This window comes from Paramagnetospirillum magneticum AMB-1 (genome assembly GCF_000009985.1).
Taxonomy (GTDB): domain Bacteria; phylum Pseudomonadota; class Alphaproteobacteria; order Rhodospirillales; family Magnetospirillaceae; genus Phaeospirillum; species Phaeospirillum magneticum.
In genome coordinates this window covers 4,113,889-4,129,519 of the sequence record NC_007626.1, presented here as the reverse complement: position 1 = coordinate 4,129,519, position 15,631 = coordinate 4,113,889, and the positions used below count along the sequence as shown (strand labels likewise).

Genomic DNA, 15,631 nt, shown 5'->3' with positions numbered 1-15,631 from the left:
AGGCTAAAATGCCGAAAAGGAGGTGAGGCGAGACATAAGTGAGCTACTCCCCATTGGTTGGACAGAATTCGGGGAAGTTTAAGCTACTCTCCGGGCCTGCTGATCGGTTTGGTTGATGGTGTTCCAGTAGACCACGGCGGGGGTCCTTCCGCCATGGGCGGCGTGGGGCCGTTTGTGGTTGTAGAAGGTGATCCAGGGTCCGATCCCGGCCCTTGCTTGCGAGCCGGTTTCCCAGGCATGGAGATAGACGCATTCGTATTTTAGGGACCGCCACAGGCGCTCGATAAAGACGTTGTCGATGCAACGGCCCTTGCCGTCCATGGAGATGCGGGTTCCGGCCCGCTTCAGCCGGTCGATCCAGGCGAAGGATGTAAACTGGCTGCCCTGGTCGGTGTTCATGATCTCCGGCGGGCCGAAGCGCAGGATGGCCTCGTTGAGCACCTCGACGCAGAAGTCGGCCTCGAGCGTGTTGGAGATGCGCCAGGCCAGCACTTTCCGGGTGGCCCAGTCCATGATGGCGATCAGATAAAGGAATCCCCGGCGCATGGGCAGATAGGTGATGTCGGCGCACCAGACCTGATTGGGCCGGTCGATCCGCAGGCCCCGCAGCAGGTAGGGATAGGTCTTGTGGCCCTTGGCGGGCTTGCTGGTGTTGGGCTTCTGGTAGATCGGCATCAGGCCCATGAGCCGCATCAGCCGCCGGACGCGCTTGACGTTGACCGGGTGGCCCTCGTTCTGGAGATGCCAAGCCATCTGACGGACACCATAGAACGGCGTTTCCAGGAATTGGCGGTCGATCAACCGCATCAGCTCCAGGTTTGCCTCCGTCTCGCCCAAGGGCTCGTAATAGAACGATGATCGCGCAATGGACAGCAGGTGGCACTGGGCGCCGATCGACAGCGCCGGGTGTTTGGGCTCGATCATGGTCCGCCTCACTTGCCGGTCCACGGCTTGAGCTTTCGAGACAAAAAATCGTTGGCCACGGCCAGCTCCCCGATCTTGGCGTGCAGGGATCGCACCGTATCCTCGTCCACCTCGGCCTTCTTCTTGGCCCCGCGTTCGAAGATCTCCGCCGCCCCGTCCAGCAGGGACTTCTTCCATTGATGGATCATGGTCGGATGGACGCCATAGGCCGACGCCAATTCCGATACCGTCCGCTCGCCCTTCAGCGCCTCAAGGGCGACACGCGCCTTGAAGGCCGCGTCATGGTTCCTGCGCTTCGACATCTCTGATCTCCTCGTAGTTGGGGATCAGCAAACATCAGATCGTAGCTTCCGTCAGTGTCCAATTTCCGGGGAGTAGCTCAATCATCCTAACGGCGGTTACCGCCATCCTTGCCGTGTTGGCCATCATGCTCGCTATTGCGGCAGTGTGGGGCTATACACAAATCAAGGAAATGGCTCGCGAAGCTGCCGAAAAGAAAGCCACTGAAATTGCGGGGGAGAAGGCCGAAGCGGTGGCCACCCGAGTTGCGGAGGCTACGGTCCGGGAGGTTCGCCGGAGCGAGTCGGAACATGGTGATGCTTTCGCGCAAGCTGAAGCCGGAGAGGAAAATGGAACGTCAAGCTGAAAAGCGTTCTGCAATTGAAATCGTTAGCGACTTCATGAGTTCTGCGCCGGTAGACCTTGACGCGATGGCTAGGGCTCTTGGCCTGGACGTCACCTTGGATGCAGAGATTCCCCCGGATGTGTCTGGCAAAATTGAGCGGGTGGCGGGCGGTCGCTTCCGAGTTTCGATTAACCAGAAGCACCATGCAAACCGGCGTCGCTTCACTTTGGCTCATGAAATCGCACACTATGTGCTTCATCGGGATTTGATTGGAACCGGGGTCACGGATAACGCCATGTATCGCAGTGCCAATCTTTCTGACGAACAAGAAGTGCAGGCGAACCGATTTGCGGCAGGCCTTCTGATGCCCGCCGATGTCGTTCGCAGGAAGTGGAGCGAGGGCATCCGGTCTGATGCTGAGATGGCGAAAGAGTTTCGAGTTTCGCCAGCCGCGGCGCGAATTCGGATCGACGAATTGCGGCTGGGGAAGGTCGGCTTTGCCGCTCTCAAGTCGGCATGATGCGCTTTGCCCCATGGGAAATGATGTAGGCACGGTTTCTTCGCCTCGCGGTGCGGTATGTCCAGCATCTGCGGCGGTCAGGGCGCGGCGGCCGTAGTGCCCGGCCGGCGAGGTCCGTCTACTGGCTGACCCGCAGGTTGCTGAGGCTGGTGGCGATGGCGCGGAAGGCGCTTTTCAGTTCGTCCTGGGAGGGCGAGTCGAAATACTTGGAGGCATCGGTGGCGCAGGCCTTGTAGATGTCCTTGGTGGCCTGGTTGATGCCCGAGGTGAAGGTCACCGTGTAGACGATGATGTTCTTGGCCTTCATGGCGTTGCACACCGAGGTCAGGCGGGTGTTGATGGTGGTCTTGGCGGTGGTGGCGTTGGTGGTGCCGATGCGGCCTAGTTCGTCCAGGCGGCCATAGGCGCCGTAATCCGAGTTCACCGCGCTGTTGACCTTGTTGCCGCCGGTGGTGCTGGTCAGCTTGTAGAACTGGTTGTCGCCGTCGGTCATCAGGATCACCGCCTTGCTCCATTTGGGCGTGCCCCAGGGTAGGCCTTCGGTGAAGGGCGGCTCGGGCGACAGGACGCGCAGGCCCCAGGCCATGCCCACATCCGACAGGGTGCCGCCCCGGCTCCAGGCCTCCATGGCGTTGATGGCCGGCGTCAGCGTCGCCTTGACGTTGGTGAGCGGGGTGATGGCCGTCGGGCAGCCCAGGTTGGGACCGGTGGAGGCGTTGCCGTTGGACGGGTTGGCCAGCACGGTGGAGGATTTGGTCGCGTCGTAATTGTTGTCGACGGCCGGCAGCCACTTGTAGCGGGTCCACGGCGCCGTGGCCGCCGAGGTGTCGCCCACGCCGTTGGCGCCCGCCCGCTCGACGACGCAGCCTTTCCAGCCCAGCAGGTCGTTGGGGGCGTAGGTGTCGCCGGTGGTGATCAGGCTGGGTGCTACCGAGCCGACGTTGACCGCCGCCGAATAGGGCACCAGAGCGATCTTGAGATAGGGGTGCACGGTGGCCGTGCCGAACAGGATGTCGGTGAGCTGGTTGGCGGCGTCGCGCACCGCCTGGATATTGTTGTTGGTGGTCATGGAGCCGGTATTGTCCAGCACCATGGCCAGTTCCAGCCCGGCGATCTGGCGGTTCACGGTGCTGTCGGCATGGACGGGCACGTCGTTCAGTCCCACCACCTTCATGAAGACGGTGTCCACCTCCGCCACCGCCGAGGCCGAGATGACGTCGCCGGTGACCTTGACGGCAACGCTGGGATGGGCGCCCAGGGCGCCGGTCGGGTAATTGGCGTCGAAGAACTTCTGCGCCACGGCGGAAAGCTGGGCGTCGGTGCCGCTGCTGGAGCCCACCGCCAGGGCGGCGGCGTCCAGGGCGGCGGACATCCGGCTTTTCACCGCATAGGCGCGGGCCACGTCCACGCCCAGGCCGATGGTGGTGATGATCGGCAACAGGCCGATGGCCAGGATGATGGCCATGTTGCCCTTGCGGCACGTCATCAGGCGGGACAGCGAATTGCGGATCATGCTCAGCCTCCCACCCCGTTGAGGGCGATCTTGCGCACCAGCCGGGGGCGCGTATAGGACAGTTCGGTGAAGGTCTTGCTGGGGACGATGTGGTGCAGCACCGGGACGCAGATATAGGCAAGGCGCACCATGATGACGCTCTCGCCCTGCACGCCCAGGCCCTTGGCTCCGGCCAGCGACGGGCTGCCCGACACCGCCCCCCACTGGTAGCGCCAAAGCTGCGACGGTGTGCCCGCCGCGTCATAGCCGACGCTGATCACGTCGATGCCCAGATTGGCGGTGGTTGTCACCAGCGGATCGAGCACCCGCTGGGCGGCGGTGCGGATGGAATCCATCTGGGCGGTGGTCAGCGACGGCGACTGGGCGGTGAGGTCGGCCACCGTTTGGGCCGCCGACACCGCCTTGCCATAGCTCTTGACCAGATTGGCGATCTCCACGGTGCCCAGCAGGGCGGTGATCATGATGGGCAGGCACAGGGCGAACTCCACCGCCGCCACGCCCCGTCGGTTGCGCCAAAGGCGTCTGAGGCGGGCCGGGCTCATGAATAGGGCTCCGTCTTGAACACGGCGGTGGCGGTGATGCCCAGGGTGTTGCCGGTCCCGGCCCCCATCAGCGACCCGATCAGCGGCGTCGAGAAGACATGGCGGTAGATCACCCGCACTGTGGTGATGGTGCCCGCCCCGCCCGGCGTGAACTGGGCGTTGGTGACGTTGCCCTGGGCGTCGAACTGGGGGGCGGGCAGGGCGATGGTGGTGAAGTCGGAGAAGCTGCGCACGTCGAAGGTGAAGGACGAGCACTTGTAGAGGCTGAACAGCGAGGCGCAGAACGTCTGCTGGAAGGTGGAGGCGGGGTTGGCGCTGGTCTGGGCCTGGCCGGTGCGCAGGCGCCGGGCCGCGTCGCGGGTGGCGCCCTCCACCACCGAATTCTCAAAGATCACCATCCCCATCTCGAAGGTGCCGAACAGGATCATCAGCGCCGGCAGCAGCAGGATGGAATATTCCAGCGTCACCGACCCACGCCGGTCGCGCTTCAGAATTCCCAACATGTGCAGCAGAGCCCGGACCATGACATCGCCTCTGAGGTGATCAGGGCCCTATGATGACATGACCGAACGTCATATTCCGTGGTGAGGGTCACAAATCCACAAGGATTATCGGGGAGCCGGACCGACGCCTTTGGCCTTGTAGGGGCTCTCGCCCGCCAGGGTGTTGGCGGGGGCACAGGCGGTGGGGCCGCAATCGACGATGGCGGTGGCGCCGCCCGGGACCCAGGTCTTGCCCGTGCCGTAGCGCAGGGTCACCGACGTCTCGCCGCCGGCCAGAACCACCACCTGGCGCTGCACCAGCACACCGCCGCCGGCATCGAGCACCGCCAGGGTGGTGCCGCCGGGCGCCTTGCCGAACACCGTGATGGTGCGCGGCCCGTCGACGGTGACGTCGGCGATGGCGGGATTGCCCACCACCACCGAGCGGGCGACGCCCCGCATGGGCAGCAGCGTGGCGCCGCCCAGGGGGATTTCCAGCGCCTCGGTGGCCCGGGCGGCCAGGGGGGCGGCCCACAGCAGGGCGGCAAGCATCAGGAACAGGGATTGCCGGGCCTTCATGGCGCGCCTCGACCGGTTATGGTGACGCCGCCATCATAGACATGAATGAAGCGCGCCACAGTGGTAGTCTTCACAAAGGTCTATGAACAATGGACGAATTCACGGAGTCCGGATCATGAAAGCCCGTTTTGCCGCTCAGCCCCTGCCCCTGGCCCTGGCCCTGATGCTGTCGGCCTGCTCCCTGACCGGGGGGCTGGGCGAGAGCGGCGGCATGTCCGCGGGGGTCGAGCCCAGCTTGCGTGCCGCCGCCCAGGCGGCCGAGGCCGGCCGCGACTATCAGGGCGCCGTCCAGCATCTGTCCACCCTGTATCAGCGCCGGCCCGACGACGGCGGGCTGGCCGTCGCCCTGGCGCGCAACCTGCGCTATTCCGGCCAGGGGCAGGCGGCGGCCGACCTGATGCAGGCTCATCTCGCCCGCAACAGCCGCGAGGCAGCCAGCCTGCTGGAAATGGGCAAGGATTATCTGGCCGCCGACCGGGCCGGTCTGGCCATCAAGAGCCTGGAAGAGGCGCGGATTCTGGCCCCGGGCAATTGGGATATCCACTCCACCCTGGGCGTGGCGCTGGATTCCCAGGGCCATGCCGCCGAGGCCCAGGCCGCCTATGCCAAGGCCCTGGAGATCACTCCCGACAACGCCGCCGTGCTGAACAATCTCGGCCTGTCCCAGGCTCTGTCCGGACAGTTGGATGCGGCGCTGGCGACCCTGAGCCGGGCCGCCGACCTGCCCGCCGCCACCGCCCAGGTGCGTCAGAATCTGGCCTTGCTGCTGGCGCTCAAGGGCAACGGGGCCGAGGCCGAGCGCATGGCGCGGCGCGACCTGTCGCCGGAGCAGGCCAAGGCCAATGCCGAGACCTTGCGCGCCCTGGCGGCTTCGGCGCGACGCTGAGCCTGACGGTGTCGGCTGTGTCGTGCCGCGACACAAATTCCGCCAGGATTGCGCCGAATCGGCGAATATCGGCGAAAGTTGTTTCAATAAGGTCGTGTGATAAATAATCCTTGGTCGGCAGGATGACTGTGTCGAAAGCACAGTCAACGGCACTCAACTGGTATGACCAAGCAGCGCACGCCACCAGACATGAAATATTGCATCCGTGGCGCCGCCAATATTTGGGGCGGGCACCAGGTCGACCTTCTCATGGAGATGGTGGAGTGGCTCAAGGGCCGTGGCGCCACCGCCTACAGCGTGGTGAAGTTCGACGAGGCGAAATTCGCCGACCGGGCCGAGGCCGAGAGGTTCGCCCGCAAATGGTTCGAACCGGGCCGGTGGCGGCTGCATGAAATGGACCGGCATTGCGGCAAGGCCTGCACCCTGGAAATGAAGCGCCGATGCGCTCCGCCGCATCCCTTGCCGCCCACCTATCACCGCGGGCGGGCAGGCTTATTCCAGTCGCGGTGATCGAAACCGATCACCGCAACGCCCTCACGCGGCGGGGCGGGCGCCTCCGCGCCCTTGCCTCCCGCGCCATAAGGCGCGCGGCCCTTTGGGCCTATCCAACCCGCGATGAGTTTCACTCAACGCAGGCTGGTATTACTTCATCATCCCTGACACCTGGATCGCCGCCGGGCCGGCGATGATCAGGAACAGCACCGGCAGGAAGAAGACGATCATCGGCACGGTCAGCTTGGCCGGCAGGGCGGCGGCCTTCTTCTCGGCGGCGGCCATGCGGCCCTCGCGGTTTTCCTGGGAAATGACCTTCAGGGCCTGAGCCACCGGCGTGCCGTATTTCTCCGACTGGATGAGGGCGGTGGCCAGCGACTTGACCTGGGGCAGGCCGGTGCGCTCGGCGAAGTTCTCCCAGGCATGGCGGCGGTCGGCCAGGAAGGCCAGCTCGGCGGCGGTCAGTCCGATCTCCTCGGCCATCTCGGGGGCGCTGATCATCATTTCCTCGGTGACCCGGCCCAGCGCCGTCTCCACCGACAGTCCGGCATCGACGCAGATGACGATGAGGTCCAGCGCGTCGGGAAAGGCGCGGCTCAGCGCCATCTGCCGCTTCTGAACCGCGTTGGTGAGCCAGATATTGGGGAGCAGGGCGCCGATGCCCATGGCCGCCGCCAGGATCAAGGCGCGGATCATCAGCGGCTGCTCGTCGAACAGGGTGGTGGCGTAGATCAGGCCCAGGGCCAGCAGGATCACCGGCAAGGCCACGCGGGCGAAGATGAAGGTCAGCGGCGCCGCCTGACTGCGCCAGCCCGCACAGGCCAGTTGGGCCCGGAGCGCCTTGGCCTCCAGCAGGTCCTGCAGTTTCAGCCGGTCGATGACCGCCCGCATCAGGGCGACGCGGCGCTGCGGCCTGGCGCCCCGCCGGCGGCTGGTGGCGCGGGCCTGATCCAGCTCCGCCTTCTGGCGCTCGGACAATTCGCGGCGACGGTTGGAGACCGCCTTGATGCGCGACGCCCGGCGGTCGCGGGCCAGCAGCGGCAGGGCGACGGCCAGCACCGACGCCGCCGCCGCCAGGGCCGCCGTCAGCATGATGAGGGTGGTCAGCATGGCTTCACCCGGCCCGTCATCCCGACGACCATCGGGAGGAGGGATCTCGTCCTGCTCCACCTATTACGACCCTGAACCGCCGTGCCGGACGGAGATCCTTCGCTACGCTCAGGATGACAGGGGAGAGTGCGAACAAACATCCTGCCCTCCTCAGATGTCGAAATTGATCATGTTGCGCATGACCAGCACCCCCATGGCCTCGGTTCCGACGCCGATGGCCAGCAGGATGTTGCCTAAGTCGCTGGTGAACAGCAGCGCGATGTACTGGGGCGCCACCAGACCCAGCATGCCGACCACCACCAGGGGCAGCGAGCCGATGATGGCGGCCGAGGCGCGGGCTTCGGCGGCATAGGCCTGGACCTTGTCGCGCATGCGCTTTCTGGCGCGCAGCACGTCGGACAGCTTGGCCAGGGTCTCGGCCAGATTGCCGCCGGTCTGCTGCTGGATGGCCAGCACGATGGCGAAATAGCGCATCTCGGCCATGGGCATGCGCTCCACCGCCCGGCCCAGGGCCTCGTGCAGGGTCAGGCCGATGCGGGTGCCCTCGGTGATCTGGCGGAACTCGGCGCCGACCGGGTCGGGCATCTCGCGGCCGATGATGGCGATGCACTCGCCCAAGGGCAGGCCCGAGCGGATGCCGCGCACCACCACGTCCAGGGCATCGGCGAACTGGGAGGCAAAGGCCTTGAGGCGCTTGCCCGCCGCCATGCCCAGCACCAGCTTGGGGATGCCGAGTCCCAGGCAGAGGGCGGCCAGACCGCTCCACACCAGGGGCAGGCCGGAAGCTTCGCCGATTCCCAGTACCAGCAGGGCCAGGACGGCGCAGCCCGCCAGATACTGCCAGACCTCCAGCCGCCAGCCCGCCTGCATCAGCTGTTCCCGAAAGCGCCAGCCGAAATGGCGCTGGCGCGAGCCCTCCACCGCCTTCAGGCGGGCCTGCACCGATTTGCGCTGGGGGCCGCGGACGGCCGTCCGGCGCGATGACGTCTGGCCGCCGGCCACCGCGGCCAGACGGCGCTTCAGCCTGGCGCGGGGGCCGTGAATCAGGCTGACCAAGGCCCAGCCCAGCACCACCAGGGCGACCAGCAGCACCGCCACCAGCACGGCGATCTCGGGCGGCAGGCGGGCGAGGGCCTCAAACATGGACCTCTCCCAGGGCCTCGGCCAGATCGCGCTCCAGGCCGTAATAGCGGGCGCGGTCCCAAAAGGCGGGGCGCAGGCCGGTGGGCCGGTGGCGGCCCAGGATACGACCCCGCGAATCCTCGCCCTCGAATTCGAAGACGAACAGGTCCTGCAAGGTGATGACCTCGCCCTCCATGCCCACCACCTCGGTGATGTGGGTGATCTTGCGCGAGCCGTCGCGCAGGCGCGACGCCTGGACGATGACGTTGACCGCCGAGGCGATCTGTTCGCGCACCGCCTTGGCCGGCAGGGAATAGCCGCCCATGGCCACCATGTTCTCGACGCGCGACAGGGCGTCCCGGGGGGTGTTGGCGTGGATGGTGCCCATGGAGCCGTCATGGCCGGTATTCATGGCTTGGAGCAGGTCGAAGGCCTCGGGGCCGCGCACCTCGCCGACGATGATGCGTTCGGGCCGCATGCGCAGGCAGTTCTTCACCAGATCGCGCATGGTCACGGCGCCGGCGCCTTCCAGGTTGGGCGGGCGGGTTTCCAGGCGCACCACGTGGGGCTGCTGCAATTGCAGCTCGGCGGCGTCCTCGCAGGTGACGATGCGCTCGGTCTGGTCGATGTAGCGGGTCATGCAATTGAGCAAGGTGGTCTTGCCCGAGCCGGTGCCGCCCGAAATCAGGATGTTGCAGCGCACCGCCGAGGCGATCTGCAGCACGCGGGCGGCCGGGGCGGACAGCGAGCCGAACTCCACCAGCTTTTCCAGGGTCAGCTTCTCGCGCTTGAATTTGCGGATGGTGAGCGTCGGCCCGTCGATGGCCAGGGGCGGCACGATGACGTTGACGCGTGAGCCGTCGGCCAGACGGGCGTCGCAGATGGGGCTGGATTCATCCACCCGGCGGCCCACCGCCGCCACGATGCGCTGGCAGATGTTCATCAGCTGGGCGTTGTCGCGGAACTTGATGTCGGTCAGCTCGATGCGGCCCTCGGTCTCGATGTAGACCTTGCCGGCGCCGTTGACCATGATATCGGCGATGTCGTCGCGGGCGATCAGGGGTTCCAGCGGCCCCAGGCCCAGCACGTCGTTGCAAATGTCGGCGATCACCACCTGCTGCTCGGCGGCCGAGATCACCAGGTTCCGCATGGAGATGATCTCGGCGACGATGTCCGAGATCTCTTCGCGCACCTGGGCCGGTTCCAGCTTGCCCAGCTCGGTGGGGTCCACGGAATCGATCAGGTCGTTGAAGATGGCGATCTTGATGTCGGACAGGCGCTGGTCGGGCTCGGCTCCGCGTCCGGGCGCCGGCTGGGCCAGGGGCGTTGCCGTCGCCGCCTTGGCCGTCTCGCGTGGGGCCGCGGACTTGGGGTCGGGGGGAGCCGAGCGTCGGCCGAACATGGCCTACCTCCTCAGCCAGTCCAGCAGGCCCTTGGGCTTGCGCCCCACCGGCGCGGCCTTGCCGCTGAGGGTCGCGGCCAGTTGGCCCAGGGATTGGACGATCTTGTGGTTGGCCGAGACCTCGGCCAGCATGCGGGCCTCGGTGGCCGCCTCGCCGAACAGGGCCGGGTCGGCGGGGACGGTCAGGGCGGGCACCACCTTCAGGGTGTCGGCGAAGTCCTTGGACGACAATTGCGCCTTGCGGCCGTTCTCGGCCCGGTTGAGCACCAGGCGCGGCGCCGCCATGCCCTGGCGGCGCGGCGACAGCAGTTCCAGCAGCGCCTTGGTGTCGCGCAGGGAGGCGAAGTCGGGAATGGCGGTGATCACCACCTCGTCGGCGGCGGCCAGCAGACCTTCGCTCCACTCCGCCCAGACATGGGGGACGTCCAGCACCACCAGCGCCGCCATGCGCGACGCCAGCTCGACCAGATGCTCCACTGCCTCGGAGGACATGGCCACGCGGCTGCGTCCGTCGCCCGGCGCCGCCAGCACCTGGAGGTGGTCGTCGTATTCGGCCATGCAGCGGTCCATCAGGACCTCGTCCAGGCGCTCGGGATGGGCCAGGGCATCGGCGACGCTTTGCTTGGCCTCCAGGTTGAAGGCCAGGATGGAGGTGCCGAAGGCGATGTCCAGGTCGATGAGAATGACCTTCTCCGCCAGATGCCGCGCCGCCGCCCAGGCCAGGTTCTGGGCCATGGTGGACGAGCCGGTGCCGCCGCGCGCCCCCCAGCAGGCCACCACCCGGGCCCGGGGCGCCGAGGCCGGGTCGGCGAACAGGCCGGTCAGGCTGTCGGCCAGTTGGCGGGGGACGACCGGGGCGGGCAGGTAGTCGGCGACGCCCTTGGCCATCAGTTCGCGGTACAGCCGGATGTCGTTGACCGGGCCGATCACCACCACCTTGGTGCCGGCGACGCAGACCTCGGCCAGCTGGTCGAGGCGCGAACGCAGCAGGGCGGGGTCGCTCTCCTCCACCACCAGCACCTGGGGCGTGGGCAGGTCGGCGTAATGGCCGATGGCCGCCGCCAGCCCGCCGTCCAGCAGGGCGAGGCGCGACTTGGCCAGTTGCCGCTCGGCCCCGGCGGCGCGCAGGGCCTGGGCCGTCTCTTGGCTGGTGCAGAACGCCTCGATGGTCAGGCGGAGGACCATGGCAATCTCCTACTTGGACCCGCCGGAGGACTTGGCGCCCGACGACGAGCCTACGTCCGAGGTGGAGCCTGCGGCGATGCCTTCCTTGGCGGCGCCGGTGGCTTCGCCCTTGCCGTATTTCTCCAGCACGGTGGTGGCGCGGGCTCCGTCGCGGCCCGAGGTTTCGCGGGCACGGACCAGATCGGCGGGGTTTTGCACCATCAGCGCCTTGTTGCGCTGGATCGAGCAGCCCCAGTTGCTGTGGGGCGCATTGCTGTAATTGGGGTTGAGGCCGCGCTCGAAATTGCCGCATTCCGGGGCCTTGGCCTCCCAGACCGGCACGCGGACCTGAGCGATTCCCGGCTGCGGCACCGCGTCGGCGCCGCCGGCCACGGAAACCGAGACCGGCCCCACGCCCCAGGCCCGCAGGGTGTCGGCCAGGGTCTGGGCGAAGGCCAGGGCGCCCGCCTCCTCGCCCGGCAAGGCTCCGACGCTGATCTGGATGGGGCCGGCGCCGCGCCGGGCGGATTCCTCGGCCAGGCGGCCCAGGCGGTCGCGGTCGGCGTCGGACAGCGCCGCGCCCTCGGCCGGGCGGGCGAACAGGGCCACCGCCGCTTTCTCCTCCACGACGATGGGATGGGACAGGCGGTAATCGTGCTCGGTCAGGTCGGCGGGGTCGCAGGCGGCCAGCAGCAGGAGGGGCAGGAGGGCGCGGAGCGGGGTCATGATGATCCTCCTCACTGGACGATGTGGCCGTAGGGCCCCTGCAGGGCGGGCGGAGCGGCGGGCTCGCCCTTGCCCCGGGTGGTATAGGTGTCCTGCAGCCGGCCCAGCAGGAAGCGCTTGAGGTCCGAACTGGGCGCGAAGCCGTCATTGGGGGTGGAGAGATTGGGCTGATCCACCGGGCGGATCACATAGGCCGACAGGATCACCACCAGTTCGGTCTCGTTGCGCTGAAAGGCGTTGGAGCGGAACAGCGCCCCCAGCACCGGCAGGTCCATCAGCCCCGGCAGTCCGGCGATGTTGGCGGTGATGTCGTTCTGCAGCAGCCCGGCGATCATGATCGAGCCGCCCGACGGCAGCTCCACCGTCGATCCCGCCCGCCGCACCTTGAAGGCCGGCACCGAGATGGTGGTGGTGATGGCGGTCTTGTTGGCGGTATCGATGGCGCTGACCTCGGTGCTCATCTTGAGGCTGAGGCGGCCGGGATCGAGCACCACCGGGGTGAAGGACAGCAACACGCCATAGGGCTTGAACTCGACGCTGATGGAGCCGTTGGTGGTGGAGACGGGAATGGGCAGCTCGCCACCGGCCAGCATGGTGGCGGTCTCGCCCGACACCGCCGTCAGGTTGGGCTCCACCAGGGTGCGGATCAGGCCCTGGTTCTCCAGGATGTTGAAATTGGCGGCCAGGGCGCCGAGGCCGGTCACGGTGGCGGTGCCGAAGATGGCGGTGCTCGACGAATCGATCAGGCCCACGGTGGAACTGGTGGTGAAGGAACTCAGGCTGGCAGTGCCCGGCAGGGAAATGGACTTGTTGGCGGTCAGCCCGAAGCCCAGCTCCTTGAGCACCGTGCGCTGGATCTCGGCCACCTTGACGTGGAGCAGCACCTGCTGCTCGTTGACCACCCGGATCATGTTGACCAGCTTGCCGTCGTCGGCCACGAAGCGTCGCGCCACCATCTTGGCGTCGCGGGCGGCACCGTCGTTCTTCACCGAGCCCGAGAGATACAGGCTGTCGGCCACCGCTTCCACGGTGATGGCCCGCTCCTCGGGCAGCACGGCGCGCAGCGCGTCCTTGACCGCCTGGGAATCGATGGCAACCGCCAGGTCGATGCGGCGCATGACCCGGCCCGAGCGATCCATCAGGAAGACGTTGGTCTGGCCCACCGCCCGGCCGGTGATGTGCACCATGTGGGGGGTGCGCACGATCACGTCGGCGATGTCGGAATTGCCGATCACCACCTCCTTGACGGCGCCGGGCAGGGGCAGGTCGATGCTCTTGCCCACCGGTACCTGCATGGATTCCGCCGCGGCGGAGGACAGGCCGCGCAGGGATTGCGGCGTGCCGGGCCTCGGGCTGGGGGCGGCCTCGGACGGCGAGCCCAGAGTGACCACCTTGGCGCGGGGCGCGGGCAGGGGCGGCGGCGGTTCCTCGTCCCGGGCCCAGGCCGGGGCCGCCAGGAAAACCGCCAACACCGCCGCAACAAGCAGACGCCCCGTCATCGTCCCATCCCCTCAGAACTGATCTGGCCGGCCCGGTTGACCCGCACGCCCGTGGGGGCGGGGGCCGCGCTCCGCTCGGCCTTCGGCTTGAAGCCGACCACCGCCTGGAGCACCTTGCCCGCTTCCAGGTCGGCGGTAAAGTCCAGCACCTCGCCCATTGCCGGCTTGGCGGCGCCGTCCTCGCCCCGCTGGGGCCGTAGCGACAGTTGCAGCGTGCCCATCATGCCGGCCACGGTGAGAATTTCCGCCTGCTTGGGCGTCACTTCCAGCGTGGCGGTCTTGCCCTGGATGGGGGCGCCGTCGCGGCCCCGGGTGATCTGCTGGTCGATGGCCAGCACCCGGAGGTCGGCCAGCACCGTCTCGGCGCCATAGCGCAGCAGCAGGCCGCTCCCCGCCTCGGCATTGATGCCTTCCTCGGATTTCTTGATGTCGGAGGCCAGCACCACGTCCACCCGGTCGCCGGGGGTGACGAAGCCCGACACCGCCGTGGGATTGGTGATGGCGATGGAGATGGCGCGCATGCCCGGCGCCAGCAATCCCGCCATGACGCCCGAGGCTTCGGGGCGGAAGGTGGTGGCGGCCGAGACCGGCTCGCCCTCGGCCAGGGGCCGCCGGGCGATCATGCCGACGAAGGCCGCCTTGGAATCCTCGCCCGGCTTGCGCGTCACCAGACGGGGCGAAACGGCGGCCTTGGGCCAGCTCTCATAGCGCAGGTCGTCACCCGCCAGGGCCGCGCCCGAGGGGACGTCGCGATTGATGATCAGGATCTCGACCGTGGCGGGCTCGTCGGCCGCCTTGGCGCGGCGGGCTTCCTGCCGGTCCAGCCAGGATTTGGCCAGCATGGCGGTGCCTCCCGCTGCCAGGGCCGCCACGACGACGATGATGACGATGGGTCGCATGATGCACCTCTTGCCCGCTCAGCCGGTCAGTCGGGGCAGCAGGCTGAGTGCCGCCCAGTCCAGGCCGCCGGCGGCGATGGCGATGCCGTAGGGGACGTGGGTGCGCAGGGCCGGACGCAGGCTTCCCGCCTCGGCGCGGCGCCGCACCAGGGCGGCCAGGGCCACCAGGCCGCCGACCACCGCCATGACCAGCAGGAAACGCGGCAGAGCGGCCGGGCCGAGCCACAGGGTGACGGCCGGAACCAGCTTGGCGTCGCCGCCGCCCCAGACCCCCAGGCTGAACAGGATCGCCGCCACCACGAAGCAGGCCATGCCGGTGCCCAGATGCAGCAGCCAGTCCTCGCCGCTCAGGCCCCCGGCCAGGGCCGCCGGCACGAAGGCCGCCAGAAGGGCCAGGGGAACCCGGTTGCGGATGCGCAGAGCCCGCAGATCGCCCCAGGCGGCGTCGAGCAGAGCCACGACGAAAACCGCCGCCGATAGGATCAAGATGATGTCGCCCATTCCCGCCTCCCGGACCCGGGCCACCTTCCCCGGAAAGTGCCATGGTCCATGCCCGCCCGCATCCTGGAAAAGACCCTACTGCTTTAGCCATTATGCCGACTGTGAGTCTGTCCACAGAGACTAAAGTTTTACCTTTTGTCAATCGCTTGCCGACGCAATGCGTATAAATAATTGAGGCGCCATCCGGTGGAAAGGCGCCTCAATTATTTTGGTGGTGACTTCAATCAGGCGGCGCCGCTTGTGCGGCGCCAGCTCCGATTACATGCTGCCGGCGATATTGGTGAAGGCCGCCAGGATGCGAGGGCCGACCATCAGCATGCCGGGGATGGCGATGATGGAAATCAGGGCGGCGATCAGGCCGTATTCGATGGCGGTTGCGCCCTGCTCGTCACGGGAAAGCTTGATAATCAGAGTGCGGATGGAAGTGAACATTTTCTGTCTCCTTGGTTTCATCGTGGCCGGCTTGGCCTGCCGTCGTTTTTGTCTATGAGATATGAAGGTGTAAGTTGTTCTCTACATTCCCGCCCCGTATCTCTTGAGGCCTAATGTGCCACGCTATGACCTTTGTTTCTGTGAAAGTATGCACATAGAACTAAATTTTATTTGCACGAGTTCCTTCAAATTTTATGAAAACGCTGTGGACGC

The 15,631-nt window shown here is 67.1% G+C and carries 18 protein-coding genes; 4 read left to right on the top strand and 14 right to left on the bottom strand.

The features are described from left to right. Positions 1 to 78 precede the first annotated feature (78 nt). Positions 79 to 1,226, bottom strand: a protein-coding gene (locus AMB_RS19010; RefSeq protein ID WP_407636032.1) for an IS3 family transposase whose coding sequence is annotated in 2 segments (ribosomal slippage) — positions 79 to 965 and positions 965 to 1,226 — 1,149 coding nt in all. Because the reading frame shifts where the segments join, the coding sequence is not laid out codon by codon here. A 17-nt stretch (positions 1,227 to 1,243) separates the two neighbouring features. On the opposite strand from AMB_RS19010, the gene AMB_RS25775 reads away from it, so the two are divergent. Next, on the top strand, positions 1,244 to 1,570 hold the full coding sequence (locus AMB_RS25775; protein WP_043745253.1) for a hypothetical protein: 327 nt from the start codon (positions 1,244 to 1,246) through the stop codon (positions 1,568 to 1,570). Then, a complete protein-coding gene (locus AMB_RS18995) occupies positions 1,554 to 2,069 on the top strand; it encodes an ImmA/IrrE family metallo-endopeptidase (RefSeq protein WP_011386109.1) in 516 nt (171 codons plus the stop codon). Before AMB_RS25775 ends, AMB_RS18995 begins: the two co-directional genes overlap by 17 nt. Before the next feature lie 118 nt (positions 2,070 to 2,187). On the opposite strand, the gene AMB_RS18990 is transcribed toward AMB_RS18995, so the two are convergent. The 4 genes from AMB_RS18990 to AMB_RS18975 all read right to left on the bottom strand — a co-directional run bounded on the left by AMB_RS18990 (position 2,188) and on the right by AMB_RS18975 (position 5,185). After that, entirely contained in the window at positions 2,188 to 3,582 is a 1,395-nt protein-coding gene (locus AMB_RS18990; RefSeq protein ID WP_011386108.1) for a TadE/TadG family type IV pilus assembly protein, read from the bottom strand. 2 nt (positions 3,583 to 3,584) lie between these two features. Next, the gene (locus AMB_RS18985; protein ID WP_011386107.1) at positions 3,585 to 4,124 is read right to left on the bottom strand and encodes a TadE/TadG family type IV pilus assembly protein; all 540 of its coding nucleotides are present in this window, start codon (positions 4,122 to 4,124) and stop codon (positions 3,585 to 3,587) included. After that, positions 4,121 to 4,648 carry a TadE/TadG family type IV pilus assembly protein gene (locus AMB_RS18980; RefSeq protein ID WP_011386106.1) on the bottom strand — a complete coding sequence of 176 codons (528 nt, stop codon included), beginning with the start codon at positions 4,646 to 4,648 and terminating at the stop codon, positions 4,121 to 4,123. Before AMB_RS18980 ends, AMB_RS18985 begins: the two co-directional genes overlap by 4 nt. Before the next feature lie 84 nt (positions 4,649 to 4,732). Beyond that, entirely contained in the window at positions 4,733 to 5,185 is a 453-nt protein-coding gene (locus AMB_RS18975; protein WP_011386105.1) for a pilus assembly protein N-terminal domain-containing protein, read from the bottom strand. A 115-nt stretch (positions 5,186 to 5,300) separates the two neighbouring features. Between AMB_RS18975 and AMB_RS18970 the strand changes: the two genes are divergently transcribed. Further along, positions 5,301 to 6,071: a tetratricopeptide repeat protein gene (locus AMB_RS18970; protein WP_148207491.1), complete on the top strand. Its 771-nt coding sequence runs from the start codon at positions 5,301 to 5,303 to the stop codon at positions 6,069 to 6,071. A 162-nt stretch (positions 6,072 to 6,233) separates the two neighbouring features. Then, a complete protein-coding gene (locus tag AMB_RS18965; protein ID WP_011386103.1) occupies positions 6,234 to 6,581 on the top strand; it encodes a hypothetical protein in 348 nt (115 codons plus the stop codon). 132 nt (positions 6,582 to 6,713) lie between these two features. Here AMB_RS18965 and AMB_RS18960 read toward each other — a convergent pair whose 3' ends face one another. The 9 genes from AMB_RS18960 to AMB_RS18920 form a co-directional block, all read right to left on the bottom strand. Beyond that, positions 6,714 to 7,673 (bottom strand): type II secretion system F family protein, encoded by a 960-nt coding sequence (locus tag AMB_RS18960; protein ID WP_043745245.1) that lies wholly within the window; start codon positions 7,671 to 7,673, stop codon positions 6,714 to 6,716. A gap of 150 nt (positions 7,674 to 7,823) precedes the next feature. Then, positions 7,824 to 8,816 (bottom strand): type II secretion system F family protein, encoded by a 993-nt coding sequence (locus AMB_RS18955; protein WP_011386101.1) that lies wholly within the window; start codon positions 8,814 to 8,816, stop codon positions 7,824 to 7,826. Further along, positions 8,809 to 10,197, bottom strand: coding sequence for a CpaF family protein (locus tag AMB_RS18950; protein WP_011386100.1), 1,389 nt, complete (start codon positions 10,195 to 10,197; stop codon positions 8,809 to 8,811). Before AMB_RS18950 ends, AMB_RS18955 begins: the two co-directional genes overlap by 8 nt. A gap of 3 nt (positions 10,198 to 10,200) precedes the next feature. Then, positions 10,201 to 11,382, bottom strand: a complete 1,182-nt coding sequence (locus tag AMB_RS26835) for an AAA family ATPase (protein WP_011386099.1) — start codon at positions 11,380 to 11,382, stop codon at positions 10,201 to 10,203. Positions 11,383 to 11,391: 9 nt separating this feature from the next. Next, entirely contained in the window at positions 11,392 to 12,087 is a 696-nt protein-coding gene (locus AMB_RS18940; protein WP_231848894.1) for a CpaD family pilus assembly protein, read from the bottom strand. Positions 12,088 to 12,098: 11 nt separating this feature from the next. Continuing rightward, positions 12,099 to 13,586 carry a type II and III secretion system protein family protein gene (locus tag AMB_RS18935; RefSeq protein WP_011386097.1) on the bottom strand — a complete coding sequence of 496 codons (1,488 nt, stop codon included), beginning with the start codon at positions 13,584 to 13,586 and terminating at the stop codon, positions 12,099 to 12,101. Next, entirely contained in the window at positions 13,583 to 14,485 is a 903-nt protein-coding gene (cpaB, locus tag AMB_RS18930; protein ID WP_011386096.1) for a Flp pilus assembly protein CpaB, read from the bottom strand. Before cpaB ends, AMB_RS18935 begins: the two co-directional genes overlap by 4 nt. A gap of 18 nt (positions 14,486 to 14,503) precedes the next feature. Continuing rightward, a complete protein-coding gene (locus tag AMB_RS18925) occupies positions 14,504 to 14,986 on the bottom strand; it encodes an A24 family peptidase (protein WP_011386095.1) in 483 nt (160 codons plus the stop codon). Positions 14,987 to 15,244: 258 nt separating this feature from the next. Beyond that, complete coding sequence (locus AMB_RS18920) at positions 15,245 to 15,418, bottom strand: Flp family type IVb pilin (RefSeq protein WP_231848893.1); 174 nt, start codon at positions 15,416 to 15,418, stop codon at positions 15,245 to 15,247. Positions 15,419 to 15,631 lie beyond the last annotated feature (213 nt).

Bases quoted from the DNA above. Each gene is read 5' to 3' on its own strand.
- AMB_RS18995 (WP_011386109.1), top strand. From the start codon at position 1,554: ATGGAACGTCAAGCTGAAAAGCGTTCTGCAATTGAAATCGTTAGCGAC.
- AMB_RS18990 (WP_011386108.1), bottom strand. From the start codon at position 3,582: ATGATCCGCAATTCGCTGTCCCGCCTGATGACGTGCCGCAAGGGCAAC.
- AMB_RS18985 (WP_011386107.1), bottom strand. From the start codon at position 4,124: ATGAGCCCGGCCCGCCTCAGACGCCTTTGGCGCAACCGACGGGGCGTG.
- AMB_RS18980 (WP_011386106.1), bottom strand. From the start codon at position 4,648: ATGGTCCGGGCTCTGCTGCACATGTTGGGAATTCTGAAGCGCGACCGG.
- AMB_RS18975 (WP_011386105.1), bottom strand. From the start codon at position 5,185: ATGAAGGCCCGGCAATCCCTGTTCCTGATGCTTGCCGCCCTGCTGTGG.
- AMB_RS18970 (WP_148207491.1), top strand. From the start codon at position 5,301: ATGAAAGCCCGTTTTGCCGCTCAGCCCCTGCCCCTGGCCCTGGCCCTG.
- AMB_RS18965 (WP_011386103.1), top strand. From the start codon at position 6,234: ATGACCAAGCAGCGCACGCCACCAGACATGAAATATTGCATCCGTGGC.
- AMB_RS18960 (WP_043745245.1), bottom strand. From the start codon at position 7,673: ATGCTGACCACCCTCATCATGCTGACGGCGGCCCTGGCGGCGGCGGCG.
- AMB_RS18955 (WP_011386101.1), bottom strand. From the start codon at position 8,816: ATGTTTGAGGCCCTCGCCCGCCTGCCGCCCGAGATCGCCGTGCTGGTG.
- AMB_RS18950 (WP_011386100.1), bottom strand. From the start codon at position 10,197: ATGTTCGGCCGACGCTCGGCTCCCCCCGACCCCAAGTCCGCGGCCCCA.
- AMB_RS26835 (WP_011386099.1), bottom strand. From the start codon at position 11,382: ATGGTCCTCCGCCTGACCATCGAGGCGTTCTGCACCAGCCAAGAGACG.
- AMB_RS18940 (WP_231848894.1), bottom strand. From the start codon at position 12,087: ATGACCCCGCTCCGCGCCCTCCTGCCCCTCCTGCTGCTGGCCGCCTGC.
- AMB_RS18935 (WP_011386097.1), bottom strand. From the start codon at position 13,586: ATGACGGGGCGTCTGCTTGTTGCGGCGGTGTTGGCGGTTTTCCTGGCG.
- cpaB (WP_011386096.1), bottom strand. From the start codon at position 14,485: ATGCGACCCATCGTCATCATCGTCGTCGTGGCGGCCCTGGCAGCGGGA.
- AMB_RS18925 (WP_011386095.1), bottom strand. From the start codon at position 14,986: ATGGGCGACATCATCTTGATCCTATCGGCGGCGGTTTTCGTCGTGGCT.
- AMB_RS18920 (WP_231848893.1), bottom strand. From the start codon at position 15,418: ATGTTCACTTCCATCCGCACTCTGATTATCAAGCTTTCCCGTGACGAG.